This window comes from Acidiphilium sp. PA (assembly GCF_026191915.1).
In the GTDB taxonomy this organism is placed as follows: Bacteria; Pseudomonadota; Alphaproteobacteria; order Acetobacterales; family Acetobacteraceae; genus Acidiphilium.
The window spans coordinates 472,854-493,211 of sequence record NZ_JAIMBY010000002.1 but is presented as its reverse complement, the minus strand read 5'-3'; the positions used below and the strand labels follow the sequence as shown (position 1 = coordinate 493,211).

Annotated in this window: 17 protein-coding genes and 1 tRNA gene; 7 read left to right on the top strand and 11 right to left on the bottom strand. The window is 62.7% G+C overall.

Going from position 1 to position 20,358, the window contains the following annotated elements; translation table 11 throughout:
- The first annotated feature begins 163 nt into the window (after positions 1-163).
- Positions 164-1,888 (top strand): L-arabinonate dehydratase, encoded by a 1,725-nt coding sequence (gene araD / locus AruPA_RS05870; RefSeq protein WP_265635706.1) that lies wholly within the window; start codon positions 164-166, stop codon positions 1,886-1,888.
- Positions 1,889-1,890: 2 nt separating this feature from the next.
- Here araD and AruPA_RS05865 read toward each other — a convergent pair whose 3' ends face one another.
- Entirely contained in the window at positions 1,891-2,382 is a 492-nt protein-coding gene (locus AruPA_RS05865) for a hypothetical protein (protein ID WP_265635705.1), read from the bottom strand.
- Between the two features lie 101 nt (positions 2,383-2,483).
- Here AruPA_RS05865 and AruPA_RS05860 point away from each other — a divergent pair, with 101 nt between their 5' ends.
- Together AruPA_RS05860 and AruPA_RS05855 are read left to right on the top strand one after the other, a co-directional pair.
- The gene (locus tag AruPA_RS05860) at positions 2,484-3,290 is read left to right on the top strand and encodes a glycosyltransferase family 2 protein (protein WP_265635704.1); all 807 of its coding nucleotides are present in this window, start codon (positions 2,484-2,486) and stop codon (positions 3,288-3,290) included.
- Between the two features lie 11 nt (positions 3,291-3,301).
- Entirely contained in the window at positions 3,302-3,985 is a 684-nt protein-coding gene (locus AruPA_RS05855; RefSeq protein WP_265635703.1) for a TVP38/TMEM64 family protein, read from the top strand.
- 6 nt (positions 3,986-3,991) lie between these two features.
- On the opposite strand, the gene AruPA_RS05850 is transcribed toward AruPA_RS05855, so the two are convergent.
- The 7 genes from AruPA_RS05850 to AruPA_RS05820 form a co-directional block, all read right to left on the bottom strand.
- Positions 3,992-5,572, bottom strand: a complete 1,581-nt coding sequence (locus AruPA_RS05850) for a hypothetical protein (RefSeq protein ID WP_265635702.1) — start codon at positions 5,570-5,572, stop codon at positions 3,992-3,994.
- Between the two features lie 64 nt (positions 5,573-5,636).
- Positions 5,637-5,837 (bottom strand): hypothetical protein, encoded by a 201-nt coding sequence (locus AruPA_RS05845; protein ID WP_265635701.1) that lies wholly within the window; start codon positions 5,835-5,837, stop codon positions 5,637-5,639.
- Positions 5,838-5,923: 86 nt separating this feature from the next.
- The gene (tcuB, locus tag AruPA_RS05840) at positions 5,924-7,009 is read right to left on the bottom strand and encodes a tricarballylate utilization 4Fe-4S protein TcuB (protein ID WP_265635700.1); all 1,086 of its coding nucleotides are present in this window, start codon (positions 7,007-7,009) and stop codon (positions 5,924-5,926) included.
- Positions 6,996-8,402 carry an FAD-dependent tricarballylate dehydrogenase TcuA gene (tcuA, locus tag AruPA_RS05835; protein ID WP_265635699.1) on the bottom strand — a complete coding sequence of 469 codons (1,407 nt, stop codon included), beginning with the start codon at positions 8,400-8,402 and terminating at the stop codon, positions 6,996-6,998. Before tcuA ends, tcuB begins: the two co-directional genes overlap by 14 nt.
- A gap of 48 nt (positions 8,403-8,450) precedes the next feature.
- The gene (locus AruPA_RS05830; RefSeq protein WP_265635698.1) at positions 8,451-9,764 is read right to left on the bottom strand and encodes an MFS transporter; all 1,314 of its coding nucleotides are present in this window, start codon (positions 9,762-9,764) and stop codon (positions 8,451-8,453) included.
- Positions 9,765-10,215: 451 nt separating this feature from the next.
- The gene (locus AruPA_RS05825) at positions 10,216-11,226 is read right to left on the bottom strand and encodes an alpha-E domain-containing protein (protein WP_265635697.1); all 1,011 of its coding nucleotides are present in this window, start codon (positions 11,224-11,226) and stop codon (positions 10,216-10,218) included.
- A gap of 2 nt (positions 11,227-11,228) precedes the next feature.
- Positions 11,229-12,686 carry a circularly permuted type 2 ATP-grasp protein gene (locus AruPA_RS05820; RefSeq protein ID WP_265635696.1) on the bottom strand — a complete coding sequence of 486 codons (1,458 nt, stop codon included), beginning with the start codon at positions 12,684-12,686 and terminating at the stop codon, positions 11,229-11,231.
- Between the two features lie 127 nt (positions 12,687-12,813).
- Between AruPA_RS05820 and AruPA_RS05815 the strand changes: the two genes are divergently transcribed.
- The gene (locus AruPA_RS05815) at positions 12,814-15,048 is read left to right on the top strand and encodes a circularly permuted type 2 ATP-grasp protein (protein ID WP_265635695.1); all 2,235 of its coding nucleotides are present in this window, start codon (positions 12,814-12,816) and stop codon (positions 15,046-15,048) included.
- A 28-nt stretch (positions 15,049-15,076) separates the two neighbouring features.
- Here AruPA_RS05815 and AruPA_RS21770 read toward each other — a convergent pair whose 3' ends face one another.
- Both AruPA_RS21770 and AruPA_RS05810 read right to left on the bottom strand, forming a co-directional pair.
- A complete protein-coding gene (locus AruPA_RS21770) occupies positions 15,077-15,334 on the bottom strand; it encodes a PEP-CTERM sorting domain-containing protein (RefSeq protein WP_408858576.1) in 258 nt (85 codons plus the stop codon).
- Positions 15,335-15,794: 460 nt separating this feature from the next.
- Complete coding sequence (locus AruPA_RS05810) at positions 15,795-16,073, bottom strand: hypothetical protein (RefSeq protein ID WP_265635694.1); 279 nt, start codon at positions 16,071-16,073, stop codon at positions 15,795-15,797.
- Between the two features lie 184 nt (positions 16,074-16,257).
- Between AruPA_RS05810 and AruPA_RS05805 the strand changes: the two genes are divergently transcribed.
- The 3 genes from AruPA_RS05805 to AruPA_RS05795 all read left to right on the top strand — a co-directional run bounded on the left by AruPA_RS05805 (position 16,258) and on the right by AruPA_RS05795 (position 18,954).
- Positions 16,258-16,332 (top strand) — tRNA-Thr (locus tag AruPA_RS05805).
- Between the two features lie 86 nt (positions 16,333-16,418).
- Positions 16,419-17,789 carry a gamma-glutamyltransferase gene (locus AruPA_RS05800; protein ID WP_265635693.1) on the top strand — a complete coding sequence of 457 codons (1,371 nt, stop codon included), beginning with the start codon at positions 16,419-16,421 and terminating at the stop codon, positions 17,787-17,789.
- A 7-nt stretch (positions 17,790-17,796) separates the two neighbouring features.
- Positions 17,797-18,954: a pyridoxal phosphate-dependent aminotransferase gene (locus AruPA_RS05795; protein WP_265635692.1), complete on the top strand. Its 1,158-nt coding sequence runs from the start codon at positions 17,797-17,799 to the stop codon at positions 18,952-18,954.
- Positions 18,955-19,029: 75 nt separating this feature from the next.
- On the opposite strand, the gene AruPA_RS05790 is transcribed toward AruPA_RS05795, so the two are convergent.
- Positions 19,030-20,358 (bottom strand): dihydroorotase, encoded by a 1,329-nt coding sequence (locus tag AruPA_RS05790; RefSeq protein WP_265635768.1) that lies wholly within the window; start codon positions 20,356-20,358, stop codon positions 19,030-19,032.

The window sequence follows — 20,358 nt, the reverse complement described above, 5'->3', positions numbered from 1 at the left end:
CTGCGCCTGTGCGTGTAGATTCGGATTTTACCTATATGTTTTCGCACGAGTGGCTCTCAGGCGAACACGCGTTCAGGTTCTGTCGTCCGACAGATGGATTTGCGGGCACCCGCTTTCGCGGGCATGAGTCTCCGTCCGGCCTTCAGGAACCAGGAGACATTTGATGGACGAGCGTGACCCGACATCCTTGCGTAGCTACCGGTGGCTGGGAGCGAGCGATTTACGCAGCTTTGGCCATCGGTCACGCATTCGCCAGCTTGGCTTCGACCTTGAGGAGGTGGCGGGCCGGCCGGTGATCGCGATCATCAACACGTGGAACGGGCTGGCACATTGCCATGGGCATTTTCCCGCACGGGTCGAGGCGATCAAGCGCGGCGTGCTGCAGGCGGGGGGATTTCCGGTCGAGGTGCCGGTGATGGCGCTGCCGGAGAATTTCGTAAAGCCGACCACCATGCTCTATCGGAATTTGCTGGCGATGGAGGTGGAAGAGACCCTGCGCTCGCTACCGGTCGATGGGGCGGTACTGATGGGGGGATGCGACAAGACCACGCCAGCGACCATCATGGGGGCGATCAGCGCCGGTTTGCCGGCGATTTTCATGCCGGCCGGGCCGATGTTGCGGGGTAACTGGGGGGGCAGGATTCTTGGCTCGGGCTCGGATATCTGGAAATTCTGGGACGAAAAGCGTGCGGGCAATATTTCCGAGGCGCAATGGGCGGAGATGGAATCCGGCATTGCGCGGTCTGACGGGGTGTGCATGACGATGGGCACCGCGATGACGATGACCTCGCTCGCCGAGGTGTTGGGGCTCACGCTGCCGGGCGCGACATCGATCCCGGCGCCGGATGCGGGCCATGCGCGCATGGCGGCCGCGACCGGGCGGCGCGCGGTTGATCTGGTGTGGGAGGGGCGCAGGCTGACCGATATTCTGAGCCTGGCCAGTTTCGAGAATGCGATTATTGCGAGTGCGGCGCTGGCGGGTTCGACCAATGCGATCATCCATTTGATTGCAATGGCGAGGCGCGCCGGGATTGCGCTTGAGCTTGGCCGGTTCGACGCGCTCTCTGCGGGGGTGCCGGTCCTCGCGAATATCAGGCCGTCAGGCGCGTATCTGATGGAGGATTTTTTCTACGCGGGTGGGCTGACTGCATTTTTGACCCGGCTGGCGGACCGGCTTGATTTATCAACGCCGACGGTGAACGGGGCGACGCTGGGAGAAAACATTCAGAACGCAACGATCTGGAACGAGGATGTCATTCGCCCGGTGGGAAATCCGGTGTCACAGGCCGATGGGCTGGCGGTCCTGCGCGGCAATCTGGCGCCGGACGGGTGCGTGATGAAGCCATCGGCCGCGGAGCCGCGTTTGCTCAAGCACGAAGGACCGGCCTTGGTGTTTGATGATTACGATGCGATGGCACGCGCCGTGGCGGACCCGGCGCTCGATGTTACGGCCGATCATGTCCTGGTGCTGCGTAATGCCGGGCCGTTGGGTGGGCCCGGGATGCCGGAGTGGGGGATGCTGCCGATTCCGGTAAAGCTACTCCAGCAAGGCGTGCGCGATATGCTGCGGATTTCCGATGCGCGGATGAGCGGGACCAGCTATGGTGCCTGTATTCTGCACGTGGCACCCGAAGCATTCGCTGGCGGGCCGCTCGCACTGATTCGCACTGGCGACATCATTGCGGTGGACGTCGCCGCGCGAACGATCGATGTGCGGCTGAGCGCGGACGACCTTGCCGCACGGCGGGCGGTGTGGGCGGCACCGGCGCAGCGGTATCTGCGGGGGTATGGTGCAATGGCAGCCGCCCATATCGGCCAGGCCGACACGGGCTGTGATTTCGATTTTCTCCAGCGGCCCGGCACGGTGCCGGAGCCGGAGATCCATTAGCCTCAGGGTGTTTTTGAAGTGGCGCCGACCGCCTGGTTCTGATGCGCCGTTTTGTGGCCCATCGTCTTGGAGACGTGCGAATGATGTTTCATGTGCGAGGATGTTGCGTGAATGCGGGTGTGCGACGTGTGTTTGAGCGTCCGCTTATGGCCGCTCATCGCAGTCTGATGGCGGGCAGCCGCACCGGCATCTTTCTTGGTCGAATGCGACATCGCAGTCGTGGTGCTCTGGGCGTGTGCGGGCACAATGACCGCGATCCCGGTGAGCAGCACGCTGGCCGCAAGGGCGAGGATCAGTCGGTTGGGTTGGCGAATGGCTTTGCTTGTCATGATGATCTCCTGGTTGATGTACGGGACTTGGGGAAGGTGAAGGCAAAACAAAGTTACAACCAGGCAAGGCCTGATCTGCCAGGTCAGCGCGCGCACAAAGATCGTAGAAGAAATATTATGGAAAGTAAAAATATATTGAGATTGTGGCCTGGTATGCCGGATCACGCTTTTACCCCGGCATGCGGCACGCACAGATCGGCCACAGATCCGCCTGAATTGGCCAACAAAATGCCTGGAGTTAATCGAATTAGTCAGGAATCGTAGACATGGAACACGCTGCCAATCATCGTATTGCAATCGTCGTGCCGGTGCACAACGAGGCAGCCAATATCGAGCCGTTGTTGCGGGAAATCCGCGCCGCAATGCAAGGCTTCGATTATGAGATCGTCTATGTCGATGACGGTAGCTCCGATGCGTCAGCCGCAATCCTGGCAGCCCAGGCGCTCCTGACTACGGATTTGCGGGTCATTCGGCATCGGGCCAGCTGCGGCCAGAGTGCGGCCATCATTACCGGGGTGCGCGCGGCCGACGCGACGTGGATTGCGACGCTCGATGGTGATGGTCAGAACGATCCGGCCGATATTCCCGCGATGTTCGAGGCCGCGCGCCGCGAGGAGCGCCCGGGTGCGCCCGTGCTGGTCGCCGGGCATCGTCAGCGCCGTCAGGACGACGCCATCAAGCTGCTGAGCTCGCGGATTGCCAACAAGGTGCGCGCAAGCCTGTTGGGCGATGCAACGCCTGATACCGGTTGCGGCCTGAAACTGTTCCGGCGCGAGACATTCATGTCCCTGCCCCAGTTTGATCATATGCATCGCTTCCTGCCGGCCTTGGTGATCCGCGCCGGCGGTGTGGTGATATCGCATCCGGTCAGACATCGGCCGCGTCAGGCCGGGGCATCGCATTATGGCACGTGGGGCAGGCTGAAAGTCGGTATCGTCGATCTGGCCGGTGTGGCCTGGCTGCAGCGCCGATGGAACCGGCCGGACATCATGATTGGCGTAACGGCGCAGTCCCATGCGCCGGCTGACGTTGATGAGCGTATTGCGGCGCGGCCACTTGAACACAGCCATTAGGCGCAAACGACATGGTCGCACGCTCGATCGGTCTGAAGCCGTTCGCCAAACCGGCGCTGCTGGTGGTCGGGTTGACAGGTGGGGCGCTCGCTCTGCGGCTGCTGCCGTTTGGCGATATCCTGAAATCGCATGCGCACAGCCACGCCGATATCAGCGACATCGGCCTGTTCATCGGGCTCGGCGCGCTGGCCTGCGCCGTTGGAATACCAAGGCAGATCGTGGCATTCGCCGCCGGTTATGCCTGGGGGGTGACGATCGGCGCGAGTATGGCGCTGGTGGCTCAGGTAATCGGGTGCGCGGCCGATCTGTACTGGGCGCGGTGGATTGCCCGGGATTTCGTGCAGGCGCGCCTGCGCGGGCGGGCCTTGCGGCTCGACCGGTTACTGACGACCAGCCCGTTCATCAGTGCGCTGACGCTGCGGTTGATGCCGGTTGGCAATAATCTGTTGCTTAACCTTCTGGCTGGCGTATCGGCGGTGCCGGCCCGCGGGTTTTTATTGGGCTCGGCAGCCGGGTTCATGCCGCAGACGGTGATTTTCGCCTTGCTCGGCTCGGGTAGCCGGATTGCGCGTGCAACCCAGATCGAGGTCGGCATCGCCCTGTTCGTGGCCTCCACTTTGATCGGTGTGGTGTTGTTGCTGCGCGGGCGGCATAACGATGCCAAGCCTGCCGTCACGATGCGGTCTGCAGGCTGATCAGCGCTACTGGCAAAGCGCCGTCGCGGCCTCGCTATCCGAACAGGCGACGACGCCGGGCGAGCCCGGATCGATCTGTTCGATCGTGATTTCTTTGCCGGCGCTGATCGGGGCGGCGGTGCCGCCAAGCGCTTCGACCTTGGCAAAGAAGAGTGCCTCGTTGGGTTCCCTGCCCTGCCCTGCTGGTCCGTAAACCGCAAATACGCGGTGGCCGGCAGCAAGAGTTTTGATCGCCCGTTTGAAATGCGTGGTGGTTTGCCAGGGTGTGGCGACCGGATCGCCCGATTTGCGTTCGAACGCGAGCATGGCCGGGGCCGCACCGTCGCTGACCAGAAGCATATCGCCCGCGGCCATCCGGCTGTCCAGCAGGGCGGCCGCCTCATCCCAGCGGGGTTTGGTTTCGGCATGGTAATAGGGGGCCAAATTGAGTAGCAACAGCGGAACAGCAAGCGCCAGCGTCGGTTTCTGCGCACGCTTTGCCAGCACTTCGATGCCGAAGCCCGCCAGAATGCAAAACGGTGCAGCACTCCACAGCAGGTAGCGCGGCAGCAGGACCGGATGGATCAATGAGATCAGCGCCAGACTTAGCGGCAGACCGAGGAAGGCGATGATGAGCACGACCAGTGGTGAAGGCTGGCGGCGCAGGCGCCAGGTGCCGAGCGCGGCGAAGGCAAATGCCAACGCGGTCAGGGCAGCGTAGGCCGTCGGCAGGAGACGCATGGTCACCATGGTGGCGTCGCGCAGGCCGTAAAGACTGGCGACATCCGCCCAGCCGGCGCGTGCTGACAGCGGCGGAATCCAGTTGAAGCTGCGCATGACATGGTCATGGACCGCTTTGAGCATCGCGATGTAACCGGGAGCGGCCGCGATAATGATGACGAACTGGATCATGCTCCAGTTGGCCAGAAACCGCCGGCGCGCGGTCACGCGCGGCAGAATTGCCACCACCATTGCGATATTCGCCGTGATCAGCCATGGAATCGCATCGCCCAACGTCCAGAGGGCAGCAAGCGTACCTAATCCGAAGACTGCCCAGGCGGCGCGCGGTGCGCGGCGATCGCGCAGAGGCAGCCCCAAAGCATCGGGTGCCAGCGCGAGGCCAATCAGACCATCGAGGCCGAGCAGAATCAAGGTCATCATCAAGGTGTAGGAGCGGGCTTCCTGGCTGAAGCCGACCTGCAACGGTGCGAAGGCCATCAACAGGCCCGCGAGCACGGCGGCGGCGCGGCCGCCGATTTTCCATGCGATGGCAAAGACGAGCACGGCGTTGATGGCGCCGGCGATTGCCGGGATGGCCCGCAATGCGGCCGGACCAGCGCCGGCGCCGGAGGCGATCATTGCGTGTTCGAGCAGGAAGAAAGTGGGAATATGATGATGACGGAGGGAATTAGCGATGACGCCCGGCAGCGGGAGGGATGAGCGCTGGACCGTGAAAATCTCATCGAGCCAGAATGGTTTGGCGCCCAGATGATATAGCCGCGCGATCAGGCTGGCGATAAAGACGCCAAGGGCCGCCAGGCTGGCACCGACCGCGGTTTGACGGTGTGCGGCGGCGGCATGGTTGGTGGAAGACGGCGACCTGATCATTGCAACGGTTGCACCATAGGCTTGTAACGGAACGACGGCAGAGTGACCCGGCGCCCCGGATCCCTCAGGCCACGGCGTCGCTGTCGCCAAATTGGGCTTCGGGCATGGCAATCCAATGGCTGGTCAGCCAGTCATCGTCGATTGTCGCTTGCGTCGTGCCGACCGGGTCGACAGCCCCCCGCTGTGACGGAATGGCGGTGCGATGACCAACCGGGGTCAGCCCGATGGCGGCAACGGCGAGGTCGAGCAGGGAGCGATGGTGCATAGCATGAGGTTCCGCGATACCGATGCGATCGTTCAACAGTTGAATCATGGCGGAATGCGGGCGGCAAGGCGGAGACTGTGCGGCGCTTACCGCGCGATCAAAGCCAGGGTGCGGTATATTGCATGGACGAATTTACTGTAGGGCAGCACTATGAACAGCGCGAGGATGAACCCGAGGTGCAGGGCGAGCAGTGGGCCCATAGCCGCAGAGGCGCGAAATAGCAGTAGTGTGATGCCGGTTGCAGCGGCAAACCACAGCAGGGCCAGCAGGGCGAGGTCAGCACCAAGGAGGGCAGGTGCGGTTGCTGTGGGATCGGTAGTGAATTTAAGACCGATCAGGCCGGAGGTGCCGACCAGCAGCCCTGCTCCGCCGACGACGCCGAGAATGACCGGGGCGCTCAACCAGGGATATGGCGCGGGTAGGCCGAGCACGTAGGCTTCAAATGCGGCGACGCTGGTTGCAGCGAAACAGGCAGCGAAGCCATAGGCCATAGCATGGTGAAACCGGCGCCGGAGCGTAGAGAAGGCGCCATCACGATCATTGCAGCCATGGCCGCCACCACCGAGATTTTTCAGGGTCAGTGCGTCGTGCAGACCGCGCAGCACAGCGCGTCCGGTAACCGGGCGGTCCGGTCTGCTCTCCCGCCAGAACGCCATGCCTCCCATCGTCAGTGCCAGCATCGAGAACAACAGCGTGATTGCGGCGATGCCCGACATCGCGGCCCAGGGGATTACCCGGTAGAACGCATCGCGTCCGGTCCAGGCGCGTATCAGAATTCCAGGTGCGGTCAACGAATCCGTCAGGATTAGGACCAACGCGAGGCTAAGGCCGGTGGTAAGTGCGACGACCGTGCCGTTGCGCGCGAAGGCGGCAGCGAGCGGCCGGGGCCAGGCATAGGCCCGGTACGATTCGTCGCGCAGGATCGCGAAAGTCTGCGGCACGTTGACGCCGAACGGGTGCGGCGGCGCGTATTGGCACGCATAGTAGCAGGCTTTGCAGTTGTGACAGAGATTGGCCAGGCGATTGAGATCGGCATTGGCGAAGTCGCGATGGAGCGCCATAGCCGGGAACACGGCACAGAAGCCTTCGCAGTAGCGGCACGCGTTGCAGATTTCCATGACGCGGCGCGCCTCAGTCATGGTCGTCGACAGTGCGCTGTCAGTTTCTGGCATAACGTGCGGCCTCCTCGCCCGCGAGTCGGCCGAACACGGTGCCTATGGTCATGCCGAAGCCGGCAAGATAGCCCTGCCCCAGGATATTGCCGGCCATTATCTCACCGCTCGCCCATAGGTTCGCGGCGGGTCTGCCGTCCTGCATCAGGACCTGGGCGCGGTCGTTCACCTGCACGCCGAGATAGGTGAAGGTGATGCCCGGGCGCAGCGGATAGCCGATGAAGGGCGGCGTATCGATGGCGCGGGCCCAATGGGTCTTCGGCGGATCGAGCCCTTCGGTGCGGCAGAAATCAAGTTTGCTGCTGTCGAACACACCGGGCACCACGGCCGCGTTGTAGGTTTTGACGGTCGCTTCGAGTGCTGCCGGATTGAGGCCGAGCTGGCGTGCCAGTTCGGCGATGGTATCGGCGCGGATCGCGGGAAAGACGGAGGGCATGAACAGGGGTTCTGCCTTCGCATCGATAATAGAGTACGCGATCTGGCCCGGACGTTGCGCCACCAGGCGGCCCCAGATGGCGTAGCGCTTCGGCCAGACGTCTTCACCTTCGTCATAGAACCGTTGTGCGTCGCGATCGACCACGATGCTGAAGGGGACACAATCGAGCCTGGTGACGATGCCGCCGTCGTATTTCGGGGCGCGCGCATCGATGGCGACGGCGTGACACTGGGTGGCATCGCCCACGTGTTGCACGCCTTGCCCAAGCAGGTCACGCAGCACGGTGCCCTGTGCGTAGGGCGTGCCGCGTATGATGAAATTATCGGCCGCTTCGCCCCAGGATTCGCGCATCCAAGCGGCGTTAGCCTGAAAGCCGCCGCTGGCTACGACCACGGCGCGGGCGCGCAGGGTGAGTGGAAAGCCACGGCTGACTGCGGTAACCTCGCGCGCAAAACCATCATCGAGGGTGATACTGGTAACCTCGGTATCGTAGAGGATGGTGACGCCAAGGCGTTCGGCGGTGGCGAAATACGCGTTCACCAACGCCTTCCCCCCGCCGAGGAAGAACGCGTTGGTGCGGCCGAGGCTAAGGGTGCCGGTCAGGGAGGGCTGGAAATTGACCCCGCGCGCAGTCATCCAGGCGGGTGCGGCGGCAGAGGCGCGGATGGTCATGCGGGCGAGATGCTCGTCGGTGGCGCCGCCAGTCACGCGCAGCAGATCATCCCAGTATTCGTCTTCGCCATAGGTATCGACCAGCACGCCGTGCGGTGCATCATGCATGGCGCGTAGATTGCGGGTGTGGCGCGAATTGCCGCCGCGAAATGCCGGTGGCGCGTGTTCGAGCAGCACGACGCGGGCACCGGCTTCGCGGGCAGTAATGGCCGCGCACAGGGCCGCATTGCCCCCGCCCACGACCAACACATCCCACGTCTCGGTTTCGACTTCCGCGGCTAACATCCTACGTGGCGACGTGGTCATGGTTCAGCAGGCGGCAAGGTCTTGCGATCAATCAGACAGGTCGATCCCCTTCGTTTCGCGGGTGGAGAGGATCGCCACGATTGCCATCAGCGCATACGCCATCACGAGCAGGCCGATATAGATAAAGGCGTGCTTGATGCCGACGCTGTGGAGGATGAGGCCGGCCAGAATCGGGATCAGACCGCCGCCATAGACCTGCGAGATCTGATAGCCGGCGCTCGCACCCGAGGCGCGGTAGCGGGTTGGAAAATTTTCGGTGTAGAAGGCCGGGATCGCACCGTAGCCGAAGCCGAACACGAAGCCGAAGCCAATGATTTCGGCAATCGCGGCGAGGACGAGTTGATGCGTGTTGATCAGATAAAAATAGGGAATCGCGAAAATCAGGAATACGATGGCCGACGTGAGCAGGACAGTGCGGCGGCTGAGCCGATCGGCCAGGAAGGCGCCGATAATCATGAATATCAACATTGCGGCGGCAGCGATCAGCCCGATCGCTTCGGCTTGGCCGGCGGTGAAGCCAACCACTTTCATGTAGCTGGTGCCAAAGACAAAACACAGAAAGAATGCGCCGCTGAACATGGCATTGACGACCGACGTGCGCAGGATCCGCAGCGGCATTTCGCGCCAGACACGCGCGGCCGGATAATCGAGCACTTTACGCTCGCTGCGCAACGTTTCAAACAGATAGCTGTCCTCCGTGCGCAGGCGAATAACCAGGCCAACGATGGCGACAGCGAAGCCGATGAAAAAGAAGATGCGCCAGCCATAAGCGATAAAATCGGCCGCGGACATCAGAGATTTAACAAAAATTACCGACCCGAAGCCCAGCAGCAGGCCGATCGGGATCGCGAAGCCGACCCAGGCGCCCCAGAACGCGCGGTATTTGGAATTAGCCGCCTGCTCGATCACCCAGGTGGATGCGGTGCCGAACTCGGCGCCGAAACTGATGCCCTGGGCGAGACGAAACACGATCAGCAGAATGGGTGCGGCGACCCCGATAGTGGCGTAGGTTGGGGTCAGGCCGATCAGCAGGGTACTGACACCCATCAGCACGAGGGCGTAGACCAAGGCATTCTTGCGGCCGGCGCGATCGGCGATATTGCCGAAGATGTAGGCGCCGACAGGGCGGATCATGATACCGATGCCGTAGACGCCGATTGCGGCAGCAACGGCGGCGAGCGCGTGGAGCTTGAAGAAGATGCCGCCCCATACAGTTGCAGCGATGATTCCGGTGACCAGGAAATCGTACTGTTCGATCACCGAGCCGACGATGCTGGCGATCGCGACCTTCGTGATTTGTTTTGTTGTTGGAACGGGTCCGCTGGCGTTGATTGCTTGCACGTTCGTTGTCTCCCCTGGTCGGCGCTATAAGGATGGTGCCGCCGGCGCTATGGCAGATGAACGCCCCGACGGCAATCGCGACACGATCTTAGTTCGTTGTCAAAGCCTCCCCTTATCGATAACGGCTGCTTCAGTTGTATCACCCTCAGTTAGGTTTTATATCCCCGGACTCGAATGCTGTCGTGGTTTTTCCCGGATGGCAGGAGCCATAACAGTCCAGGGTTCGCGGGGCGCAGCGAAAGTCGGACGACGCGAATATCGCCGCGCGGCCTGGCAGACGTTCGGACTGCCTTTCAGCCTGGACCCCTTGGCATCAATGAGGCTCCACTGTTGCGTGCTCGGCGCAATCGATGCGCTGATGACCGATGGCGGAAAACTCAGCCGCAAGGCATGGTAGAGCGTGCGCGGGTCCTCCGCGCAGCGGTGCGTAGCAGTCTCGCGACCGCGTGATCTAGGCGAGCTGCGTCTGGCCCTGCTCGGCTGGCGCTGCAAGTGCTTCGGGGCGCCAGTCGCGGAAGAACGATCGCCCGATCGCGCCGGCCAGTTCGCTCAATTGGATCTGCACCATGTCCAAAAACCCGTGCAGATCGCCTTCCAGCACCTGATCCATCGGCCGCTCCAGAATGAACTCGCGCAGAAACTCCGCCTGCTCCACCGCATCACTGGTGTTGGGTACATGATGTACCCGGCGCAATTCATCCAGATGATACTCCGCACGCCGCACTGACAGAAACACCGAGCGCGGGAACGAGGGATCGCGCAGTAGAAATCCCGCCACGTCCTCCGCTGAAAATTCGGCCCGGGCGAGGCGCTTGAACGCGTGATAGCCCGCAGCGGCCCGCAGCACCGCGTTCCACATGGTCAATTCGGTCAGGCGCCGTGCCTCTCGGTCGCGTGGCACCAGCAGGCGGTATTTGATATCGAGCAGGCGGGTGGTCTGGTCGGCGCGTTCGATCAGCCGACCCAGTTGATAAAACTGCCAACCCTGATCGCGATACATCGTGCCTTCGGTAATGCCGGTATGGGTCTGCACTGACTCCTTGATTTTCGTGCACAGGCGCGACAGCCGGTCACCATCGAGATCGGCGGGCTTCACCCCCATCACGAAGCGATGGAACACATTGATCTGGCGCCACATCTCGGTGCTGATCAGCGGGCGGAGCGTCCGCGCGTTGGTCCGCGCGTTATCGAGGCAGAAGGGAATGCTGGTGGGATTGGTGCGGTCGAGCAGATAGAGTTGTTTGACTGCATCGGGATTGCTCGCAGCCTCGTAGCTGTCGAATTTATCCTGATCGGACATGATGGCGACGAGCGCTGTCCAGGACTCCGCCTCGCGCCCCGGGCTTTCGAAACTCTGCACCACATCGATCAACCGGGCCAGATTCTCAACCCGTTCGAGATAGCGGGCCATCCAGAACAAGCCTTCGGCGTCGCGCGCTAGCAAAACCGGTTCGACTCGCATCGTCACTGCCCCCCCGCCAACACCCAGGTATCTTTCGATCCGCCGCCCTGGGACGAATTGACGATCAGGGAGCCGCGCTTCATCGCCACCCGCGTCAACCCACCGGGTAAGACCCAGCTGTTGCGTCCGGTAATCACGAACGGCCGCAAATCGAGATGCCGCGGCCCAATCCCCTCTTCGGCCAGCGTCGGTGCGACGGAAAGTGCGATCATCGGCTGGCTGATCCACTGGTCCGGATCGGCGATCAGCGCTGCACGCGCAGCCTCGAGTTCCGCCTTGCTTGCGCGCGGACCAATCGTGATACCGTAGCCGCCCGATTCACCGACTGGTTTGATTACCAATTCATCCAGATGCGCGAGCGTATAGGCCAACCCTTCGGGCTCTCGGCAAATATTGGTCTGGACGTTCTGGATAATCGCCTCCTCGCCTAGATAATACTTTATAATCCGTGGCATATAGGCATAAACCGCCTTGTCGTCGGCGACCCCGGTACCGACCGCGTTGGCCAGCGCGACCGTCCCCGCCCGCCATGCGCGGATCAGACCAGGCACGCCGAGCATACTCTCCGGGCGAAACACCTCAGGGTCGAGGAAATCATCGTTCAGGCGCCGGTAAATAGTGTGGACCCGTCGTAGTCCAGACGTGGTGCGCATATAGACCCGGTCGTTCTCGACGGTCAGGTCTGACCCCTGAACCAGCGGCACGCCCATTTCGCGCGCGAGAAACACGTGTTCAAAATAGGCGGAATTATAAATGCCAGGCGACAGGAGAACGACTTGCGGATCTCCGACGTCCGCCGGTGCGATCTCGGTCATCGCGGCGCGCAGGCGGCGGCCATAGTCATCAACCGGGCGCAGTTTGACGCCTGACATTAAATCCGGAAAAGCGCGCAACATCAGATGCCGGTTTTCGATGACGTAAGACACGCCGGACGGGGTGCGGGCATTGTCCTCGAGGATACGGAAGTCGCCACTTTGGTCGCGGATGATATCGATCCCGCAAACATGCACATAGGTGCCGTGACTGACCGCAAAATCGCGCATCTCGGGGCGATAATTCGCATTGCCGAACACCAGATCCGCCGGAATCACGCCATCGCGGATGATCTTCGCCTCATGGTAAATGTCGTTGAGAAATGCGTTCAGCGCCGTGACCCGCTGGATCGCCCCGGTCTCAATCTGCTGCCATTCCGATGGTGTGATAATGCGGGGAATACAGTCGAACGGCAAAATCCGGTCGATCGCGGTTGCATCCGAATAGACTGTGAAGGTGATTCCAAGGTCGATCAGATCGGTTTCGGCAAGATCAGCGCGGGCGCGCAGCGCATCGACCCCGATCCGCCCCAACCGCTCGCGGACCAGCGCCGGCACACCGGCATCGTCGGCGCGCTGGCGGGTCAACTCGCAAAAATATTGTTCGGGAGCGTAACCTGCGAAGATCCCGGCGCGTTCATCGTCCATTATCCGCTCCTCTATGCCTGTCTCATGTTTGTCACGCCACCGCCGCGATGCAACAAGAAAATTGTCCCAAGCGATTAGACACCACGCCGCTCTCGCACGGAACGGGACTGTCTGATATGCCATAACGATGCTTGGAGGAGACGCCATCGGCGGCCTGATCGATGCAAAAGGCCAGATCCGGGCGCCATGGCGGCCGGTGATCAACGCTATGCGGGCGATTGGCCCGGACGAGTTCGCCGCGCGGGCCGCGGCACTCGACCGCCGCGCCCAATACGAATCGCCGAGCGGCATCGCGCGGTCTCTTCGGCTCGATCCGATCCCAATTCCGCTGATGGATTTCGAATTTGCGACCCTGGCCGAGGCGATCGTCGAGCGCGCTGAATTTCTGGCAGACGTTCTCGATGACGTTTACGGTGCCCAATCCTTGATCGCCGATGGGAGCCTACCCGGCGATCCGTTATTCGAGACACCGCAGTTCATTCGTCAACTCGCCCGTCAACCAGGGTTCACCGCACCCCGCCTCGCGTCATACGCCGTCGATCTGATCCGTTACCCCGACGGCGGTTTCCGCGTTCTGCGCGACCATACGGACCGCGCGCCAGGGCTCGGTCTGGCGCTCGCCATTCGCCGGTTCGTCGCCGACGTGATGCCCGAACTCTTTGGCGCCGTAACCCTGGCGAGCCAGCGCCCGGTGATTGAAACGCTGCAGGACATGCTGCACGTCATGGCGGCGGGCGGGCCGATCGGGCTGATCGCGGAAGCGGACGCAGACATGGCCGACACCCGTCTGCTCGCGCGCCAACTCGGCGGCACCGTCCTCCGCCCGGATGATTTATCGTGTTCGGGCGGGGCGGTACGATTGCGTACCCTGGCCGGTTCCACCCCGGTACATCTTCTGCTGCGCCAAGCCTCGAGTCTGTCAATCGATCCGTTGGAACAAGGTGGTCCACCGTCACATGGCGTTCCGGGACTATTCCGCGCATTGCGCAATAACGCGCTGACGATGCTCAACATTCCTGGCAGCGGAGTTCTGCAACTACCTGAATTTAAATCATGTTTCTCAAATTTATTTTATCGGCTACGTGGGCGCCCACTCCAACTGGGGGATCATGAGGGCGCGAGCCTGGGCACCATCGATGCCGACCAGGCACCGATTGCGATCCGTTTGACGCAGGACGGCGCCGCTGCGCGATTCGAGTTCGCAGCCATCACGGTCCGCCTGTATGCCTTACGGATCGACGGGTTCTGGCTAGTGTTGCCCGGCGGATTGGGCCATGCAACCCGCACCGATGGCAGCGTTCTGATCAAAGATCTTTGGGTGATTGATTCCGGCGACCGCGATGCCGAAGAACCAGATCGGGCATCCCGTGGCCCTGCCCACCGCAACGCACCACGGACCACGCGCAAGGCTGCAATGGATCTGCCGAGCCGCCTCGCCGATGACCTGCTCTGGCTTGGCCGCATGGTCGAACGCCTCGATGGCGCAGCACGGCTTCTTGCCATCGCCCTGCCGCGGTTCGTCGATGCCAGCAACCTCCCGCATGAAGCGGCGCAGCGCGAAAGCCTGGCCGCCTGCCTGGTCAGCGCCAAACTGATACCCGATGAGATTATCGGACCATTCCTATCCGCGCGCCGGTTGCACGAAAGCCTCGGGCGCACCAAACCGCTTACCCGGCTGCTGACTGATATACGCCGCCTGCTGGACCAGTGCGGCGAACGCTTCAGCATATCGATGCGGCGGATCATCGAAGGTGCGCTCGATCAAATTCCGCTAGCCCTGAGCGATGATTGCCGCACATTCACCGCCTGCATGCAATTTGTCGCGACATTCAACGGCGTAATTGCCGAGGACGCATCACGCAGCGGTGGGTTCGTATTTCTCGAGATTGGCCGGCGCTTGGAGCGTGCGGAAGCCCTGGCCGAGACACTGACCGTCCTGCTGGCAGGGTCGCTCGCGCGGCTCGATCCCAGCCTGGCACTGGCAATCGAACTTGCCGATGCGCAGCTGACTTACGAATTCGTCAATGCCGGCCCGCTCCTGCCGGAAACCGCGATCGGTCTGCTGATCGGTGCGGCAGATTACCCGCGTAGCTTGGCATTTCAAACAGAAGCGCTGGGTCTCGCCCTGCGCCGCATCGGCGCTTTTGAGAGAGCGGTGGCAGCCGATCGGATTACGGTTGATCTCCGCCGTCTCTCCGGCGCGGTCGCAGCCAGAGATGCGGTCGATCTGACGGAAACGCTCAAACAGTGCATCAGCAGTCTCGATATGCTTGCAGACGACCTCGCAACCGAATATTTCGCACCGATTCCACCCTCCAGGCAGGTGGAAGACGTTCAACAGGCCACTTTGCCGAAGATCTGATAAGCAGTGCAGATCCTGCGCCAATCCGCTAGCGGCCGGGTGTACGCTTTCTCCTCAGTAATGCAATCGCGGCGAGGGCCCCGAGCAGCAAAGCGGCACTCGCCGGTTCAGGGACTGGAACGGGGCTGCTGGTGGGGGCAATCGGCCCCGTTGGCAAGGGGGGCGACACTGAGCTGGGCGTCAGAAAGTTGGCAGGTGTTAAGTTTCCTTGAGGCGCGTACACGTCGCCGCCGGGCGCGTTGGCAAGAGGTATTGCAGCCAAAGCTGCGTTACCGGCCGCATTCATTACTTTCCCATACGTCGCGGGCGTCATCGGCAACGTTGGAGCAACCCAAACCTGGTGGCATCCGCATGGTAGTTGCGGCTTGGGCGGCGGCGATGAAAACATTACGGCGAGGGCCGCGGCCGCGCCCACGGTGGTGACCGCAGCTGGGATACCAACCGCTGCAGGGTGTGCGATGGCGGCGGCTCGGCAAGCCTGGAGACAACGGATGACCCACATGAAAATGATCTTATCGAAATGTTGAAGCTCAAACAGTGTTAGTAAAAATCATTCGCGACCGCAACAGTGAACATGGTCAGATCGCGATAAATTCGAAAGATCTGAGCTGGCAACTACACCGTGAAATTGCAAATCAGCAAAACACCCAAAGCATCGAACAGTAGACGATAAAAAATAGGAAAAATCCAAATGTTAAGACTGCAGTGCCATGATGTTAGGTCAGTCATCGATCGTTGCACCGGTCCTAACGCCAACGGGCGATATGACTCACGGTCATCTTGTTGAAACGGAAACGGCCCCGGGCCGCATTGAACCGAAACCAGCCGTAGCCGACCAACCCGAGTATCATCAGGATCGGCACAGTGAACAGAGCGACCCAAAACGCCAACGCGGCAAACCCGAGCGCGATCGTGAACAGTAACACCCGCAGCACGATGGTCCCCAACGCTGGAGCCGTAATCGGTTCCTGCGCAAACTGCCCTGACGGAGTCATATCGATGATTGGACCCTCGGGATCTTTCATAATGCGCATTTGGTCGCATCACACCGATCGAGCAAGACGATTTGTCTGTGCGAAAATGAAGACTTGGCAATCGAAACTTCATCGCTCTGCATCGTCTCATATTCCAGCGGCCCTGCTTGCGTCCCCCCCCCCCTTTGGATATACCCGCGCGGCGATGCACGACGTTCGGTGCATCGCTCGCGGCGCTGTCATAGCTCAGGGGTAGAGCACCTCATTGGTAATGAGGAGGTCGAGGGTTCAATTCCCTCTGACAGCACCAGCACCTCATCCAATATCAGATAAGGTTGCCCACCCAGGCGAACGCGGTTATGGCCTTGCGGCTTGGTTCGACACCATCATTGAGGAATGGCAACTTTGGTCACTTTGCGTCGCGCAGCCCCCCTTGCCCTTGGTTTGCTGCTCACCGGTTGCGGCGTCACACAGGGTGTGTTCGGCAGCGATCAACCAAAGCTCGGCGAACCCGCGCCTGTAAAGCCGGTCGTCGGTTTTGCTGTCGCACCGGTGCCCCAGGCGGCACTTGCGGCGCGCCAGATCCTTAACGCAGGCGGCAACGCCGCCGATGCCGCGACCGCCGCCGGTTTCGCGCTGGCAGTCGCCCTGCCGTCACGCGCGGGGCTTGGCGGCGGTGCGGCCTGCCTGATCGATCTGCCCACATCGGACGGGGGCAACGCCAAGCCGACTGCCCTGCTTTTTCCGCCAGAGGCCGCACCGGAATCCAGCGGTGGGGCCAGCCGCCCGGCTGCGGTGCCGCAGATGGCGCGGGGGCTGATTGCCCTGCAAGCCCGATTCGGTCGCTTGCCACTCGCGACTGATCTGGCCCCCGCCGAGGCGATGGCGGGCGGCGGTGTCGCCGTCTCGCGCGCGTTTGGCGCCGATCTGGCGGTGGTTGGCGACGCTCTGCTGGCCGACCCTGCCGCGCGCGCGATCTTTGCATCGCCCAGCGGCCAGTTACTGCAGCCGGGCATGATCATGCGCCAGCCCGATCTGGCGGCCACGCTCACCCAGTTACAGTCGAGCGGCGCGCTTGGCCTGACCCAGGGAGCACTCGCAACCGCCTTTGTGGCCGCCGCCAATCAGGCAGGGGCAGGACTGACCATGCAAGACCTGCGCGCCGTCAAACCCGCCTATGCGGCCCCAATCACCATCAGCCGGTTTGGCTATCGTCTCGCGTTTACGCCCAATGCGGGCGGTATCGGCGCGGCTGCCGGGATTGAAGCGCTGGCGCAGAACCCGCAGGCGATCGAGCTTGCGGGGCAGCGCGCGCTCGCCGCCGCCCAAGCCGCGCGGCACGGCGCGGCGCTGACCACCCTGCCGGCTTCGGCCAGCTTCGCCACGCTCGATGATCGGGGTGGCGCGGTCGGCTGCGCCACCACCATGAACAATCTGTTCGGTACCGGCCGCGTCGCGCCCGGCACGGGGATTCTGTTGGCCGCGACACCGGCTCACATCACGCCGCCGCTGCTCGCCGTGGGACTTGCCACGCGCGGTAGTAACTTCCGCGCCATCGCGACCGGTTCGGGCCAACAGGGTGCTGCAATGGCCGTCGCCACCGGGCTCGCCAACGCTGTACGCAGCGCGGCGCCGATGCCCCAGCCCGTTCCGGCGCCCGGCCGGGCCAATGTGATCGCCTGCGCTGGGCTGCTGCCTGGCGCGCCGAAGACCTGTGCCGCCGCCGCCGATCCACGCGCCTTCGGCCTCGCCGTCGGGTCGAAATAATCGGCCGATGGCGCTGAAAACTGGCTCCGGCGCCTCGGTGCCGCCGTTTCTGGTGATGGACGTGATCGCCGCGGCCAACGCCCTCGCCACCACGCCGGCGGCCGCCGATCGACGCGTCATCCGCATGGAAGTCGGCCAACCCGGCGAAGGCGCGCCTGCCGGCGTGCGCGCCGCGGTCGCCGCGGCCATGCAGACCACTGAACCGCTGGGCTATACCGAAGCGCTGGGTCGCGCAGACCTGCGCGCTCGGATCGCGGCGCATTACATCGACTGGTACGATCTCACGCTCCCTGCCGGGCGCATCGCTGTCACCTCCGGCGCCTCGGCGGGATTTCCGCTTGCGTTTCTTGCCGCGTTCGAAGCGGGCGACCGCATCGCCCTCGCGACGCCGTGCTACCCGCCCTATCTGAACATCATGACGGCACTCGGCATCCAGCCCGTGCTGCTGCCCGCCACCGCCGAAACCGGGTTTCAACCCACCGTCACGATGCTCGAAACGATGGATCCACCACCCGACGGGCTGCTGATCGCCTCGCCCGCCAACCCGACCGGGTCGATGCTGTCACCCGACAATCTCGCATCCCTCGCACGCTACTGCCACACCAACGGCATCCGCCTGATCAGTGACGAAATCTACCACGGCCTCACCTATGGCAAAGCTGCCGTCACCGCGGCATCGTTCAGCCCGTCCGCCATCATCATCAATTCCTTTTCCAAATATTTCTCGATGACCGGTTGGCGAGTCGGCTGGATGGTTGTGCCCGATGATCTGATCCGTCCGGTCGAGTGCCTGGCTCAGAACTTCTTTATCTGCGCGCCGCATATTTCACAGACCGCCGCCTTCGCCGCCTTTGACTGCCACGCCGAGCTGCAATCGCGCCACGCCGGCTATGCACGCTCACGCGCCTTATTGCTCGACGCCTTGCCGCGCGCCGGGTTCGATCGCCTCTCACCCGCGGATGGTGCGTTCTACCTCTACGCCGATATCAGCAGCAGCCTTCAGGACAGCAGCGATTTCTGCCGGTCACTGCTGCATGATCAGCACATCGCCACAACGCCGGGTCACGATTTCGATCCTGCGCGCGGGGGTAATTTCGTGCGGTTCTCCTATTGTGCGGCTGAAGCCGATATTGTCGAGGCTGTGCGTCGGCTGACCAGGCAATAGCGCACAAAGGTTGAGCAAGACCGTCTTTTTTTGCAAAAAAAGAAGCAAGAAACTCTTGGTTGTTTCAGGGCTTCATTAGCTTCGGAACCTCACCATTCGACCGTTCGGGTTGCCGATCAGCTGATCGTCCTGCATCACCACCACACCGCCGATCACCGTCATCATCGGCCAGCCAGTGACCCGCTCGCCGGCGAACGGCGACCAGCCGCAGGGGCTCGCGAGCCAATCCGTCTCGATCACGCGGCTCTGCTTCAGATCGACCAGCGTGAAATCTGCATCGTATCCGGCCGCGATCCGCCCCTTGCCGACCGCCCCGTAAATCCGCGCCGGTGCCGCCGCCATCAGATCGACCAGCCGCGCCAGCGACAACCGGCCCCGATGCACCTGATCCAGCATCACCGGCACCATCGTCTGCACGCCGGTCAGCCCCGCCGCGGTATCGGGCCATGGCCGCGCCTTTGCCGCGGCCGGATGGGGCGCATGATCCGAGCCGATCGTGTCGACCAGCCCATCCGCCACCGCCCGCCACGCCGCCTCGACATGGTGTCGATCGCGGATCGGCGGGTTCATCACCGCGTAGGCGCCCAGCCGCTCGTAAGCCTCGGGCGCCGATTGCGTGAGGTGATTGACCAGCACCTCGACGCTCGCGACATCGCGAAAGTCGCGCAGATAGGCAAATTCCTCTGCGGTCGATACATGCAGGATATGCGCGGGCCGGCCGGTGCGGCGCGCCAGCGCCATGATCCGCCTGGTGCCCAGCGCCGCACATTCCGGATCGCGCCACACCGCATGATTGGCGTAATCATCACCCACTGCAAACGCGCCCCGCCGCTCCTGCAGGCGGAACTCGTCCTCGGAATGAAACGCAATTCGCCGCCGGCCCGCCCGCATCACGCGCTCGATCGAGGCATCGTCCTCCACCAGCAGAGTACCGGTCGAAGACCCGGCGAACACCTTGATGGCGCAGACCCCCGGCTCCGCCTCCAGCGCCCCAAGCTGATCGACATTCTCCTTGGTCGCACCGACATAAAACCCGACATCGCACCACGCGCGGCCCGCCACGGAGGCCCGTTTGGTGGCAAGGCTCGCGGTGTCGATTGCAGGGGTCGCGGTATTCGGCATATCGAAAATCGCGGTGATGCCGCCGAGCACGGCGCCGCGCGTGCCGGTTTCCAACGTTTCCACGCTGGGCAATTCAGCCACGCCGGAATCGCGAAAGTGCACATGCGGGTCGATCAGCCCGGGCAGCACATGCAGGCCGCGCGCATCAATGATCCGCGCCGCATCGCCGGTCGCGGCCAGGGTCACGATGCGACCCGCGCGCACGCCGATCCGCGCCTCCGCCTCGCCCCACGGCAGCATCGCAATGCCGCCTTCGATGATCAGATCAAAAGCCTCGCCCAT